General features: G+C 67.1%; 12 protein-coding genes. 6 read left to right on the plus strand and 6 right to left on the minus strand.

All coding sequences use genetic code 11. The features are described from left to right. Positions 1-51 precede the first annotated feature (51 nt). Together recJ and ACODSM_RS19990 are read right to left on the minus strand one after the other, a co-directional pair. Entirely contained in the window at positions 52-1,776 is a 1,725-nt protein-coding gene (recJ, locus tag ACODSM_RS19985) for a single-stranded-DNA-specific exonuclease RecJ (RefSeq protein ID WP_488806639.1), read from the minus strand. Further along, positions 1,773-2,735, minus strand: a complete 963-nt coding sequence (locus ACODSM_RS19990; RefSeq protein ID WP_488806640.1) for a phosphoglycerate mutase — start codon at positions 2,733-2,735, stop codon at positions 1,773-1,775. The genes recJ and ACODSM_RS19990 overlap by 4 nt, the downstream gene beginning before the upstream one ends. A gap of 80 nt (positions 2,736-2,815) precedes the next feature. Here ACODSM_RS19990 and ACODSM_RS19995 point away from each other — a divergent pair, with 80 nt between their 5' ends. Together ACODSM_RS19995 and lolD are read left to right on the plus strand one after the other, a co-directional pair. Continuing rightward, positions 2,816-4,069 (plus strand): lipoprotein-releasing ABC transporter permease subunit, encoded by a 1,254-nt coding sequence (locus tag ACODSM_RS19995; RefSeq protein WP_056646585.1) that lies wholly within the window; start codon positions 2,816-2,818, stop codon positions 4,067-4,069. A gap of 152 nt (positions 4,070-4,221) precedes the next feature. Then, the gene (gene lolD, locus ACODSM_RS20000; RefSeq protein ID WP_488806641.1) at positions 4,222-4,908 is read left to right on the plus strand and encodes a lipoprotein-releasing ABC transporter ATP-binding protein LolD; all 687 of its coding nucleotides are present in this window, start codon (positions 4,222-4,224) and stop codon (positions 4,906-4,908) included. A 923-nt stretch (positions 4,909-5,831) separates the two neighbouring features. On the opposite strand, the gene ACODSM_RS20005 is transcribed toward lolD, so the two are convergent. From ACODSM_RS20005 to ACODSM_RS20020, 4 genes are all read right to left on the minus strand, one after another. Next, positions 5,832-6,878 (minus strand): VWA domain-containing protein, encoded by a 1,047-nt coding sequence (locus ACODSM_RS20005; RefSeq protein WP_015013048.1) that lies wholly within the window; start codon positions 6,876-6,878, stop codon positions 5,832-5,834. A gap of 67 nt (positions 6,879-6,945) precedes the next feature. Next, positions 6,946-7,983, minus strand: a complete 1,038-nt coding sequence (locus tag ACODSM_RS20010) for a DUF58 domain-containing protein (protein ID WP_488806642.1) — start codon at positions 7,981-7,983, stop codon at positions 6,946-6,948. Positions 7,984-7,994: 11 nt separating this feature from the next. Next, positions 7,995-9,011, minus strand: a complete 1,017-nt coding sequence (locus ACODSM_RS20015) for an AAA family ATPase (RefSeq protein WP_488806643.1) — start codon at positions 9,009-9,011, stop codon at positions 7,995-7,997. Between the two features lie 53 nt (positions 9,012-9,064). Then, a complete protein-coding gene (locus ACODSM_RS20020) occupies positions 9,065-10,012 on the minus strand; it encodes a S1C family serine protease (RefSeq protein ID WP_488806644.1) in 948 nt (315 codons plus the stop codon). A gap of 147 nt (positions 10,013-10,159) precedes the next feature. On the opposite strand from ACODSM_RS20020, the gene ACODSM_RS20025 reads away from it, so the two are divergent. The 4 genes from ACODSM_RS20025 to tfpB all read left to right on the plus strand — a co-directional run bounded on the left by ACODSM_RS20025 (position 10,160) and on the right by tfpB (position 14,336). Then, on the plus strand, positions 10,160-11,008 hold the full coding sequence (locus tag ACODSM_RS20025) for a TatD family hydrolase (RefSeq protein WP_488806645.1): 849 nt from the start codon (positions 10,160-10,162) through the stop codon (positions 11,006-11,008). Between the two features lie 126 nt (positions 11,009-11,134). Next, positions 11,135-11,764 carry a DNA-deoxyinosine glycosylase gene (locus ACODSM_RS20030; protein WP_488806646.1) on the plus strand — a complete coding sequence of 210 codons (630 nt, stop codon included), beginning with the start codon at positions 11,135-11,137 and terminating at the stop codon, positions 11,762-11,764. Then, positions 11,765-12,529 (plus strand): class I SAM-dependent methyltransferase, encoded by a 765-nt coding sequence (locus ACODSM_RS20035; protein WP_209817291.1) that lies wholly within the window; start codon positions 11,765-11,767, stop codon positions 12,527-12,529. A gap of 13 nt (positions 12,530-12,542) precedes the next feature. Further along, the gene (tfpB, locus tag ACODSM_RS20040; RefSeq protein ID WP_488806647.1) at positions 12,543-14,336 is read left to right on the plus strand and encodes a type IV pilus assembly ATPase TfpB; all 1,794 of its coding nucleotides are present in this window, start codon (positions 12,543-12,545) and stop codon (positions 14,334-14,336) included. Positions 14,337-14,377: the final 41 nt, after the last annotated feature.

A 14,377-nucleotide genomic window follows, 5' to 3' on the forward strand; every position in this document is an offset into this window, starting at 1 on the left:
GGAGATCAGGCGCCGAAGCCAGGGTCCCACGCAGGCTTGAGCCGTGGCGCGCTAGACCTGCGCGCCTTCGACCAGAAACTGCACCTTGCGCTCGCCCTTCCACTCGTTCACATCCAGGCGGAAGGCCAGCAGCACCCGGGCGGGCAACTGCTCGGTGTGGCCGAACCAGATGGCATCCACAGGGTTGCCCTGGTGGATGAGCTTGAGCGACAGGTGGTTCTTGGCCTCACCCACCAGGCGCTGACTCACGATCTGCACCTCTTCGCTGAAGGTGGGCGGCGCAAAGCCCTGGCCCCAGACCTCGCGGTGCAGGGTGTCGACGATGTCGGCGCGGCAGTATTCAGGGGCCAGCGGGCCGTCTGTCTCGATGCGGCGGGTGAGGGTGGCGGCGTCCAGCCATTCCTGCGCGACCTGGGCAAACGCCTGCTCGAACACGTCGAATGATTCCTCGGCCACGGTGCAGCCCGCCGCCATGGCGTGGCCGCCAAACTTCAGGATCACGCCCGGGTGGCGCTTGGCCACCAGGTCCAGCGCGTCGCGCAGGTGAAAGCCGGGGATGGAGCGGCCTGAACCCTTGAGCTCGTGCTCCTTGCCCGGCGCGCTGCTGGCTGCAAACACGAAGGTGGGGCGGTGCAGTTTGTCCTTGATGCGGCTGGCCACGATGCCGACCACGCCTTCGTGAAAGTCGGGGTCGAACACGCTGATGGCAGGCGGGGGCTCCTCGCTCTCGTCAAACAGGCTCTCGGCCATCAGCATGGCCTGCTCGCGCATGCCGCTTTCGATGTCGCGGCGCTCGCGGTTGATACCGTCCAGCGTGGCGGCCAGTTCAGCTGCGCGGCCCGCGTCGTCGGTCAGCAGGCATTCGATGCCCAGCGTCATGTCCGCCAGGCGGCCCGCAGCGTTGATGCGTGGGCCCAGGGCAAAGCCAAAGTCGAAGGTGGTGGCCGCCGGCGCCTTGCGGCCTGCGGCATGGAACAGCGCGGCGATGCCTGCGGGCATCTGGCCCGCGCGGATGCGTTTGAGGCCCTGGGCGACCAGGCGGCGGTTGTTGGCGTCGAGCTTGACCACGTCGGCCACGGTGCCTAGCGCCACCAGGGTGAGCAAGGGGTCGAGCTTGGGCTGGGTGGCGGCGTCAAACACGCCACGCGCACGCAGCTCGGCGCGCAAGGCCAGCAGCACATAAAACATCACGCCCACGCCGGCCATGGACTTGCTCTCGAACGGGCAGCCGGGCTGGTTGGGGTTGACGATGGCGTCGGCCGCCGGCAGTTCGGGCCCGGGCAGGTGGTGGTCGGTCACCAGCACCTGCAGGCCCAGCGCCTTGGCTTCGGCCACGCCGTCCACGCTGGCGATGCCGTTGTCCACGGTGATGAGCATGTCGGCCCCGCGCTCCGCCACGCGGCGGGCGATGGACGCGGTGAGGCCATAGCCGTCGGTCACGCGGTCGGGCACCAGGTAGTCCACGTTCTGGGCGCCCAGCAGCCGCAGGCCGCGCACGCCCACGGCGCAGGCGGTGGCGCCGTCGCAGTCGTAGTCGGCCACGATGATGAGCCGTTTGTTCTGTGCCATGGCATCGGCCAGCAGGCGGGCGGCCGCGTCAATGCCCTTCAAGCCCTGGTCGCCACTGGGCGGCAGCAGGCGGCCCAGGCCATCGTCCAGCTCGTCCTTGGCCTGCACACCGCGCGCGGCGTACAGGCGCGCCAGCAGCGGGTGCACGCCAGCCTGCTCCAGCGCCCAGGCGGCGCGGGGCGGAATGTCTCTCGCTATTATTTTCATAGCTGCACCAACATGTTCGACAAGCGCATGGGGCGAAAAAGGCCTTTAAACCGCTGCACAAGGCTGCGTGGAGCGGCGTGGAAGCCCAGCGCATTGCGTTCGCCGCACAGGGTCAGCTGCACGGGCGAGCCGCTTTCGGCCCGGCGCAGCAGGTCGGCCACGGGGCCAGCGTCCAGCGCGGCCCAGGCGCTGGCCCAGGCGCGCCAGTCGTCGCGCAAGGCGGCGTCCCGCAGGGTGGTGGGCATGTGGGGCGGTGGAGTGGATGGGGTGGCGGGCGGTGGGCCAGCCAGTGCGCCCGTGCCGTGCACCCAGAACGAATTGACGACCGGCAGCCCCTGCGCGGAGCGCTCCTCGTTGAAGGCGTGGGTGTACAGCAGCATCTGCATTTCGCTGTGCAGGCGGTGCAGGGTGCGGGCCTGTTTGGCATCGGGCATCCAGGCGCGCACGTCGCGCAGCAGAACGCGCTCCAGCGACGCGGTGGCCAGGTCGGCAAACAGCGGTCCGCTGGCCAGCCAGCGCGTGGGCTGGTCGTAGTGCAGGGTGATGCCGTCCTCGGCAAACCAGGGCGCCACGATGGCCAGCAGCGCGCGGGATGCAGCTTCATCCAGGCCCAGTTGCGCCGGGTCGCGCAGCGTGACGTGGTCGGTGCTGACCTGCCATTGGCAGGGGGTGACGAAGGCCCAGGCCTCGCCGTGGGTGGTCAGACCTTGCTGATGGCGGTGCCAGGCCGCCCAGGGGATGCGGCCGTCCTGCGCAGGCAGGCCCAGGGCGCGGGCCAGGGCGCGTTCATGGGGGGCTGAGAAGCTAGTTTCTTCGCCGGTGTCGTTGTATTCGGGGCGGGGGCTGAGCCGGGCCAGCAGCCGGTCCAGGTGGGGCAGGGCCAGGCCCTGTTGGGCTTGCTGGCATCCCGGCGAGGCGCTGGCGGCGTAGGGAATGAGCAAATGGGTGGTGTCCGACATCCCTCTATTGTCCGGGATGCCACAATCTGCCCCGCCTGTGGCGCGCATTCCGCACCGCGCAGGCCCTTCTTCCCATATCCATGCAAATTCCCTACGAACTGGCCCTGGGCTGGCGCTACACCCGCGCGGGCCGCGCCACGCGGCGCAATGGCTTCATCTCGTTCATCTCGGGCGTGTCCATGTTGGGCATCGCGCTGGGGGTGGCGGCGCTGATCATCGTGCTGTCGGTGATGAACGGCTTTCAGAAAGACGTGCGCGACCGCATGCTGAGCGTGGTCTCGCACATCGAGATCTTTGCGCCCCTGGGGGCCGCACTGCCCGACCCGGCGCTCACCCTGGCCGAGGCCAAGAAGAACCCGAACGTGATCGGTGCCGCTCCTTTTGTTGCGGCCCAGGCCCTGCTGGCGCGTGGCGAAGACATGAAGGGCGCACTGGTGCGCGGCATCGACCCGGCCCTGGAAGGCGCGGTGACCGACCTGGCCGCTACCAATGAGAAAACCTTGAACCTGCTGGTGCCCGGCGAGTTCCGCGTGGTGCTGGGGGGCGAGCTGGCCCGTGCCCTGGGCGTGCGCGTGGGCGACCCGGTGACGCTGATTGCGCCCGCCGGCCAGGTGACGCCCGCAGGCGTGGTGCCACGCCTCAAGCAGATGACGGTGGCGGGCACGTTTGACTCGGGCCACTACGAATACGACTCGGCCCTGGTGCTGCTGCACCATGAGGACGCGCAGCGCATCTTCCGCCTGGAAGGCCCCACGGGCGTGCGCCTGAAGCTCAAGGACCTGCACCAGGCCCGCGAGGTGGCGCAGCAGCTGGCGCAGTCCCTGAGCGGCCAGCTGCTGATCCGCGACTGGACGCAGCAAAACCGCACCTGGTTCGCCGCGGTGCAGCTCGAAAAACGCATGATGTTCATCATCCTTACGCTCATCGTGGCGGTGGCCGCATTCAACCTCGTCTCCACGCTGGTGATGACGGTGACCGACAAGCGCGCCGACATCGCCATCCTGCGCACGCTGGGCGCCAGCCCCAAAAGCATCATGGGCATCTTTGTGGTGCAGGGCGCGATGGTGGGCGTGATTGGCACCCTGGTCGGCCTGCTGCTGGGCCTGGGCATCGCGTTCAACATCGACGTGATCGTGCCGGCCATCGAGCGCGCGCTGAACGCGAGCTTTTTGCCCAAGGACATCTACCTCATCAGCAAGATGCCCAGCGAGCCGCAGAGCAGCGACATCGTGCCCATTGCGGTCATCTCGCTGGTGCTGGCCTTTGTGGCCACCCTGTACCCCAGCTGGCGCGCCAGCCGTGTGAACCCTGCCGAGGCGCTGCGTTATGAATGATGAGAAACACCCCCCTGAGACGCTCCGCGTCTTCCCCCCGCTCTCGCATTGCTGCGCAATGCGGGCAGAGGGACGCAGCCAGCGCGGCGGGGCGGCCCTTGCGCGGCTGCCCCGACCTGGCGAGCGCCAGTTTCATGCCATGGATCACTGAGATGAATGCTGTAAACAACACCGTGGTGCTGGAAGCCAAGGGCCTGACCAAACGCTTTAGCGAAGGCCGCCTGGATGTGACCGTGCTCAGGGGCGTGGACCTGCAGATCCATACGGGCGAAACGCTGGCCATCGTCGGTGCCTCGGGCTCGGGCAAGAGCACCTTGCTGCACCTGCTGGGCGGGCTGGATGCACCCACGGCGGGCACCGTGCGCCTGAAGGGCGAGGAGATGTCGTCGCTGTCGGCAGAGCGCCAGGGGCAGTTGCGCAATCAGCACCTGGGCTTTATCTACCAGTTTCACCATCTGCTGCCGGAGTTCAGTGCGCTGGACAACGTGGCCATGCCGCTGCGCATTCGCCGTCTGCCGTTGGCGCAGTGCCATGCCGAGGCGGAGCGGGTGCTGGCGTCGGTGGGTTTGAAGGAGCGGCTGATGCACCGGCCGGCCGAGCTGTCGGGCGGTGAGCGCCAGCGGGTGGCCATTGCGCGGGCCTTGGTGACGCGGCCGGCTTGCGTGCTGGCGGATGAGCCTACGGGCAATCTGGACCGGAGTACGGCTGACGGGGTTTTTGACTTGATGCTGCAGTTGGCGCGGGATCAGGGGACGGCGTTTGTGATGGTGACGCACGATGAGTCGCTGGCGGCGCGGTGTGACCGTGTGATGCGGTTGGTGTCTGGGGTTTTGGGGTGATTTTGGCTGGATGCACCAGTGGGATATGCGCTGATAGCTATGCTTTTTGAAGCGCTCTCCTTCCGTGCCAAGGGCTGTGTGCCTGGTTAACGGTATGCCTTGATGGAGGGCGGAGGCCGGGAGTCGCCCCGGCGGGCGAGGTACTTTTCTTTGCTTCGCCAAAGAAAAGTACCCAAAAGAAAGGCGACCCCCAGTCTGCGACCCCTTCGCTGTGCGAAGGGGCAAACCTGCGGCGGGGCGGTTGCGGGGTGCGCCGTGGAACTCACTGCGCTGCGGTGCAGCTTCGTTCAGACAGCCACGGCGAGTCAGTTCACGAAGCACGCGCGCTTCGACGCGCGTGCTCACCCCGCAACCGCCCCGCCGCAGGCGCAGCCAGCAGGGGTGGGACAGCCGAACATCCAAACAACCGAACAGCCGGACATCCATTCGGGCCATCGCTGCGCTCGGCCTGGCCTGCGCAGCGCGTGGCGCTTGCGCCCGCGAGATGCGGCCGAGCGAAGCAATGGCCCGTGTGGATGTCCGCTCCCCGGGTTCCCTTCTGCGCGTGCCGAGAAGCGCAGGGCAGGGGGGGCGTGCGTGTGCCGGAGGACACACGCACTTCGTGCACTGACTTGCCGCAGTTGTTTGAACGAAGCGCGTAGCGCGCAGTGAGTTCTGCGGCGCACCCTCTGTCCGAGCATCGCAGGTTGCCCGTAGCGCAGCGAAGGGACGCGCGCAGTAGGGTCGCCCTTTCTTTGGTGACTTTCTTTCGGCGACGCGAAAGAAAGTTACTCGCACGCCGGGCGACTCCCGGCCTCCGCCCTTCATCAAGGCATGCCGTTAATCGGGCAAACAGCCCTTTGCACGGAGGGAGAGTGCTTCAAAAAGCATAGCTGCCAGCGCATATCCCACTAGCACATCCAGCCAAAATCACCCAAAAAAGATCACATCACCCGCCCATACCACCACACCGACAACCCGGCCGCCACCAACGCCAGCACCGCCCCCAACAACGCCAGCAAAGAAGAAATCTCCGTCTCCTTCTTCTCCACCGTCAGCCGCGAGCTCAGCGTCTCATACACCTTCTTCAGGTCCGCCGCCGTCGCCGCATGAAAGTACTCGGCATTGGTCCGCGCAGCCACCGCCTTCAGCGTTTCCTCATCCAGCCGCACCCGCATCGACCAGCCCTCGAAGCCAATCGTCTCGCCCTGCACTGTGCCCACCCCCACCGTGTACACACGCACCCCCCGGTCGGCTGCCCACTTGGCGGCTTCCAGCGGGTCCACGCCTGTGGTGCGCTGGCCGTCGGTCAGCATGATGATGGCGGCTGAGTTGTAGGAACCCGGGGCCACAGGCGTGAAGGTCTTGGCGGGGTCTTGTTGCTTGCCCAGCTCTTCGATGGGCCTGGGGCGCATGGCCTGGCGGCCGCCCAGCGCGGCGATGTCGATGCCCGCGTCGGGGAAGATCGTGGCCAGCGACAGCATGATGCCGTTGCCCGTGGCCGTGCCGCGCTGCAGCTGGAAGCTGTCGATGGCCTTGACCAGGTCTTCACGGCTCTGGGTGGGCAGCTGGGCCAGTTGGGCGCTGCCCGCAAAGGCCACGATGCCCACGCGCACATGCCGCGGCAGGTCGGCGATAAAGGCCTTGGCGGCGTTCTGGGCGGCGGTGATGCGGTCGGGCTCCACATCAGCAGCGCGCATGCTGCCCGACACGTCCATGGCCAGCATGATGGTCTGGTCCTGCGAGGGCAGGGTGATGACGGCCAGCGGGCGCGCGGCGGCCAGCAGCAGCGCCACCAGGGCCAGCAGGAACAGCGCGGGCGGGATGTGGCGGCGCAGGTGCTGGCTGGGGCCCATGGCCTCCCGCACCAGGGACAGGCTGGAGTAGGTCAGCGCTGTTTTCTTGCGCCGGTGCAGCAGCCACCAGTACAGCAGTACCAGGAGGGGCACCGCCAGCAGCAGCCAAAGCAGGGTGGGCCAGAGAAAAACCATGGTGTGTGTCCTTGGTGGCGAGTACAGCGTGTGCGGCGGGTGACTAACTAATCAATCCATTGGTCGGTCAGGCGGCGGCCGCCTGTGTGGCGGGGCCTGCGGATGCCGATGCGGGGATGAGAGGGTTGCTGTGCGCCCGCACCCGGCGCTGGCGCAGGTCCATGAAGCGCAGCAGGGCATCGACCAGATCGTCGTCGGTGCACAGCTCCAGCGTGTCGGCGCCCGCGCGGGTCAGGCCTTCGCGCAGCGCGGCCTCGCGGTCGGCGGCCAGCTGCGCAAAACGGCGGCGAAAGCCCGCGTCGTGTGTGTCCACCTGTAGCTGCTCGCCGCTTTCGGCATCGCGCAGCGTCACCAGGCCCACGTCGGGCAGCTCCAGCTCCAGCGGGTCGAGCAGGCGCACGGCCACCACGTCATGCCGCTGGGCCAGTTGGGCCAGGGGCTTTTCCCAGCCGGGCGCGCTGATGAAGTCGGACACCACAAACACGGTGGACCGGCGCTTGAGCGTGGCCAGGCCAGTCTGCAGCAGCCGGTGCAGCTCAGTAGCGCCGCCACCCGTCTTGTGCGGCGGCACAGGGGTTTTGGAGGGCAGAAGCTTGTGCACCAGGTGCAGCACATGGGCACGGCTGCTGCGCGGGGGCAGCACGGCGTCCACTGCGCGTTCGGCCTGTGGACTGGCACCGCCATAGAGCACGGCGCCCACACGGTTGCCGTGGCGGGTGAGCAGACGCGAAAGCACGGCCACAAAGCCGGTCAGGATGTCGCGCTTGGCATGGCCGGTGGGGCCGAAGCTGATGGATGGGCTCAGGTCCAGCAGAAACCAGGCCGACATTTCACGGTCTTCGGTGAACACGCGCACATGGGGTTGGTTCAGCCGCGCAGTCACGTTCCAGTCGATGTGGCGCACGTCGTCGTGGGGCTGGTATTCGCGCAGGTCGGTCAGGTCCAAGCCACTGCCGCGCATCAGCGTGCGGTAGTCGCCCTGCAGCAGGCCGTCCAGGCGGCGGATCACCTTCCACTCCAGCTCGCGCAGCAGCCGGTCGGCCTGCCCGGGCAGTGTGGGCAGGGGGTGCACCGTGGCGGAGGCTTCGTGTGGCTTGCGGGTCATGGCGGGTGGACTCACGCGGCCTTTTGTTCGTGGTGCAAGGGGCGCGCCGGTGCCGGGATTTTGGCCATGATGCGCTGGATGAGCGCGTCGGCATCCAGCCCCTCGGACAGCGCTTCGTACGACAGCGCCACCCGGTGGCGCAGCACGTCGGCGGCCAGGTCGGTCATGTCTTCGGGCAGTACGTAGTTGCGCCCGCGCAGCATGGCCAGTGCCTGCGCGCCCTCGGCCAGGGCAATGGTGGCGCGCGGGCTGGCGCCGCAGCTGATGTAGCCGGCCAGGTCTTTGAGGCCATGGCGCGCGGGCTCGCGGGTGGCGGACACCAGCTTCACGGCGTACTGCAGCATCGACGGGTCCACGTACACCGTGCGGCACTCGGCCTGCAGCGCCGCCAGCTGCGCCGTGGTGGCCACGGGCAACACCTGCACGGGCACATCGAGCGCGCGCTGGGCGATCACGAACTCTTCCTCCTCGGTCGGGTAGCCCAGCAGCACCTTCATCATGAAGCGGTCCACCTGCGCCTCGGGCAGCGCGTAGGTGCCTTCGGTCTCGATGGGGTTCTGCGTGGCCATCACCAGGAAGGGCTCGGGCACCTTGTGCGTTTCGCCCGCAATGGTCACCTGGCGCTCCTGCATCACCTCCAGCAGCGCGCTTTGCACCTTGGCGGGCGCGCGGTTGATTTCGTCGGCCAGCAGCAGGTGGGTAAAGACGGGGCCCAGCGTGATGCTGAACTCGCCGGTCTTCTGGTTGTACATGCGGGTGCCCACCAGGTCGGCGGGCACCAGGTCGGGCGTGAACTGGATGCGCTTGAAGCTGCCCTGGATGGTGCTGGCCAGCGTCTTCACGGTGAGCGTCTTGGCCAGGCCCGGCACGCCTTCGACCAGCAGGTGGCCCTGGGCCAGCATGGCGACCATGACGCGCTCCAGAAAGCGGTCTTGCCCGACCACCACGCGTTTGACCTCGTAGAGCACCTGTTCCATCAGCGTGGCGGTGGCGGCGTTCGATGCATTGGGCGATGTGCTGGACGACATGGGGCTCCTTGCGATGGCGGGTAGGAAGGTGGTGATGGTGGGGCGGTGTGCGATCAGAACGGAGGCATGCCGACGGCAGACGCTGCGTTCTCGATGGGCACTGCAAATCCGATGCCGATGAAGGTGCGCGCCTGGGTGGGGTTGAGGATGGCGGTGACGATGCCCACCACCTCGCCGTCCAGCGTCACCAGCGGGCCGCCCGAGTTGCCCGGGTTGGCGGCCGCGTCAAACTGGATCAAATTGCTGAGCTGGCGCTTGCCCTCGGGCGACGTGAACTCGCGCTGCAGGCCGGACACCACCCCCGCCGATGCCGAGGGGCCGATGCCAAAAGGAAAACCCACGGCCACCACATGGTCGCCTGGGCGCAGGTTCTGGGTGGACCGCAGGGTGGCGGCTTCCAGATCGTCGGGCACCTTGTGGGCCTGCAGCACGGCCAGGTCGTTTTCGGGCTGCACGCCGGTGATGCTGGCCGTGGTCTCCAGTCCGTCGTGGAAGGTGATGCCGATGCGGTCCGAGCCCGCCACCACATGCAGATTGGTCAGGATGACGCCCTTGTCCACGATGACCACGCCCGTGCCAATGCCGCGCTCGACCTCTTCCTTGCCGTTCTTGCTACGCCCGTAGCCCACCACGCGCACCACCGAGGGGCCGATGCTCTCCACAGCCCGCGCCGCGGCAGAGGGTGGGGTGGTGGTCTCCAGCGTGCGCAGCACGGCCGCGTCGATGTCGTCCTGGGTGATCTTGCGGGCGGGGCTGCGGGTGTTGTGCCAGGCGCTGGCGACCAGCAAGGCCGCCAACAGCACCACGATGGTCCACAGGGCGATCAGCTGGCGTTTGAATGCCCGGGAATTCGGGGGCGTGGAGGCAGCGGTGGCGGCGTTCGTCGCAGGCGAATCATCTGCGGGCGGCGCTGCGGAGGCCACGGCTTCGGTGGGGTCCACTACCGCAGGCGTGCGGCTGCGGGCGGAGCGGGAGCTGCTGTAGAGGGCGGGCCGGGGCATCCTGTCACCTTTGCTCGTACACGCCAGGGCCTGGCGCACGCAAACGACAGTAGCACGGTTTGCAGGCAAATGCACATGCAGGGCTACACAGGCGCACAGTCCCTAAAGAACGCAGCCTTTGCAGACGGCATCGGGCATCATCGGCGCATGACCGCCTGGATCGATACCCACTGCCACCTCGACGCCCCTGAGTTCGATGCCGACCGCAGCGCGGTCCGCGCCCAGGCGGCGGCGCAAGGCGTCTGCCATTGCGTGATTCCGGCGGTAGAGCGCAGCAACTGGGACACCGTGCGGACGCTGGCGCACCAGCATGGGGACAGCTATGCGCTGGGCATTCATCCCCTCTACACAGGGCGCGCCGAGGAGGAGGACCTGCAGCATCTGGCCCGGTACCTGGAGCAGCACCATGCTGACCCGCGCCTGGTGGCGATTGGCGAGATCGGTCTCGATTATTTTGTGCCGGGCCTCGACCCGGCGCGCCAGGAGCGGTTTTACCGCGCGCAGCTACAGCTGGCCCGGCGGTTTGACCTGCCGGTGATCCTGCATGTGCGCCGCTCTGCCGACAAGCTGCTCAAGGGCCTGCGGGATTTGCCGGTGCGCGGTGGCATCGCCCATGCTTTCAATGGCAGCCTGCAGCAAGCGCAGGCGTTCAGTGCGCTGGGCTTCAAGCTGGGATTTGGCGGTGCGGTGACCTACGACCGCGCCCTGCAGCTGCGCCGCCTGGCCACCGAGCTGCCCGGCGATGCCCTCGTGCTGGAGACGGATGCGCCTGACATTCCTCCCCACTGGCTTTACACCACTGCCGCAGAACGCGCTGCAGGGCAGGCCCAGGGCCGCAACAGCCCGGGGGAGCTACCCGGCATTGCGGCCGTGGTGGCCCAGCTGCGCGGCGAGTCTGTGCAGGCGCTGGCTGGCAGCACCAGGGCCAATGCCTTGGCCGCCTTGCCCCGGTTGGAGGGATTGCTGGCAGACGGGCAGCCATCGCGGGGTGGATAAGGGATCGCCAAGAAAAAATGAATGGGGAGAAATTTGGGAGTTCGACGCCCTGTGGCAAAGGGCCGACAGCTATCTTTTTTGTGCTGCCGGACGGGGCTGAGGGCCCTTTGGGGCCAAAATTGCCCCATGCCTCCAGCCCCTGTTGCCGCCGAACCGTCTGTGGCCTCCACTCCTGACGCCGTCGGCCCATCCACGCGCTGGCTGGGCCTGCCGCCAGTGGCCGGTGCGCGCACCGTGGTGCTGGTGCTGGGCAGTTTCCCGGGGGCTGCGTCATTGCAAGCCCGCCAGTACTACGCGCACCCCCAGAACCACTTCTGGAAGATCCTGCAGGCCTTGTGGCCCCAGCATCCGTTGCCCCCGGCCGGGCCTGACGGCTATGCGGACCGCTGCGTCTGGCTGCTGGACCGCGGCCTGGGCCTGTGGGACGTGTACCAGAGCTGCGAGCGCGAGGGCAGCCTGGACACCAGCATCCGCAATGCCCGGCTCAACGACTTTGCCGCGCTGCGCGGTGTGTGCCCTCAGCTGGCCGCGCTGGCGCACAACGGTGCGGAGAGTTTTCGGCACGCCCCAGCGGCACTTGCCGCGCTGGGCGTCGGCGGGCAGCAGACGCGCTTGCAACATGATGTGGGGGCATCAGGCGCGCGGCCCATCGAGGCCGTGCGGCTGCCATCGACCAGCCCGGCCAATGCCTCCTGGAGTTTTGAACGTAAATTGACCGCCTGGGCCGATGTCATGGCCCGGCACGGATTGCTGTGAATGGCCCGTAAAAAAGAAACCTTGCAAGAACTGCCCGAAGTCAGCGTGTCTGATGATGGCGAAGTGCGCCACCTGCACCTGGGGACCCCCTGGATCCAGGGCTCCATGCGCATCGATGAGCCCTTTGCCCTGGAGCTGGAGTACGTGCAGCGCATGATGGCCTGGCTGCTGTTTGCCGACCTGGCGCAGGTGTCCAAGGGCCATGCCATGCAGCTGGGCCTGGGGGCGGGTGCCATTACCAAGTTTTGCCACAAAAAGTTGCGCATCTGCACCACCGCCATCGAGCTGAACCCGCAGGTGTTGGCCGTGTGCCGCCAGTGGTTCAAGCTGCCGCCCGACGGCCCCAAGCTGCGCGTGGTGCTGGCCGACGCGTCCAAGGAGATCCAGAACCCCATGTGGCTGGGCACGGTGGATGCACTGGCCGTGGACCTGTATGACCACGAGGCCGCGGCCCCCGTGCTCGACAGCCCCGACTTTTATGCCGACTGCCGCGCGCTGCTCACAGAAACAGGCTGCATGACCGTGAACCTGTTCGGCCGCGCGTCGAGTTTTGACCGTAGCCTGCAGAGCATGGCGCAAGCGTTTGGCGACGATGCGCTGTGGGCGTTCAAGCCCACACGCGAAGGCAACACGGTGGTGCTGGCGCAGCGCACCCCCACGCGGCCCAAGCGCGCGGAGCTGGCCGAAAAGGCCGAGGCCATCCAGGCGCGCTGGGACCTGCCCACTTCCAAATGGCTGCGGGTGTTCAAGCCCGTAAAGCCTTGAAAGGATTCTTGCAATGAATGCTCCCGTCGTGACGCCGGAACGGCTGAAATCGGCTTCGCACATTGGCCCGGTGGACTGGCGCCGTGTGGTGCAGTGGCTCAGTGATGACAAGGTGATCTCGCACGAGGAAGCGCAGCGCACCGTGGGCCGCTGTTCGCAGGCCGAGAGCTCTCAGCACGCCTTGGTGCGCTTGGCCAACGTGGCCATGGAGCGTGCGAGCGACGGCAAGCCGCTCGACATCGAGGCGCTGACTGAGTACCTGGCCCAGCGGGCGGGTCTGGCCTACATGCGCATCGACCCGCTCAAGGTGGATGTGGGCCGTGTGGCCGACACCATGAGCGCTACCTATGCGGAGCGCCACAAGGTGCTGCCCGTGCAGGTGACCAGCAAAGAAGTGGTGGTGGCCACGGCCGAGCCCTTCATCGACGACTGGGTCGCCGAGGTGGAGCGCCAGTCCCGCCGTTCGGTGCGCAGGGTGGTGGCCAACCCGCAGGACATTCACCGCTTTACGGCCGAATTTTTTGCGCTCGCCAAGTCGGTGCGTGCAGCGCAGAAGGCTGGCGGCAACTCGGGGGGCAGCAGCTTTGAGCAACTGGTGGAACTGGGCAAGAGCAACAAGCAGCTCGACGCCAACGACCAGGGCGTGGTCAAGGTGGTGGACTGGCTCTGGCAGTACGCGTTTGACCAGCGGGCCAGCGATATCCACTTGGAGCCGCGCCGCGACCAGGGCGTGATCCGTTTTCGCATCGACGGTGTGCTGCACCCGGTCTACCAGATGCCCATGGGTGTGCACAACGCCATGGTGGCGCGTATCAAGTTGCTGGGCCGCATCGACGTGGTGGAAAAGCGCCGCCCTCAGGACGGTCGCATCAAGACCCGCAACCAGCGGGGCGAAGAGGTGGAAATGCGCCTGTCCACCCTGCCCACGGCGTTTGGCGAAAAGATGGTCATGCGCATTTTTGACCCCGACAACGCGGTCAAGGACCTGGATGCCCTGGGCTTTGCGCAGCACGATGCACAGCGCTGGGAGGCGCTGGTCAAGCGCCCGCACGGCATCATCCTGGTGACGGGACCCACTGGCTCGGGCAAGACTACCACGCTGTACTCCACCCTCAAGCGCGTGGCGACCGAAGAGGTCAACGTGAGCACAGTGGAAGACCCGATCGAAATGATCGAGCCCAGCTTCAACCAGACCCAGGTGCAGCCGCAGCTCGACTTCAATTTTGCCGAAGGCCTGCGTGCCCTCATGCGGCAGGATCCCGACATCATCATGGTGGGCGAAATCCGTGACCTGGAGACCGCCGAGATGGCCATCCAGGCCGCGCTGACCGGCCACTTGGTGTTCTCCACCTTGCACACCAACGATGCCCCCAGCGCCATCACCCGCATGATGGAGTTGGGGGTGCCGTCATACCTCATCAATGCCACCCTGCTGGGCGTGCTGGCACAGCGGCTGGTGCGCACGCTGTGCAAACAGTGCAAACAAAAGGACGAGTCCGCTAGCCGCGAAGCGCTGACCGAGGTGGTCAAGCCCTGGAAGATCAGCGGCAGCTACCACCCGTACAAGCCGGTGGGCTGCGTGGATTGCCGCATGGGTGGTTTCCGAGGCCGCATGGGGCTTTATGAGTTGCTCACCGTCAGTGAGGCGCTCAAGGACAAGATCACCCAGGCGCCTTCCATTGACGTGCTGCGCCGGCAGGCCGTGCAGGACGGCATGCGCCCCTTGCGCCTGGCGGGCGCGCTGCGCGTAGCCGAGGGGCTGACCACGATGGAAGAGGTGATTGCCGCCACACCGCCCTTGGAGTGAGCGAAGGGGAGGGGCGGGCATTCCTCTGCGGTTGGCCAGCC

It is taken from the genome of Acidovorax sp. FG42, assembly GCF_057809195.1.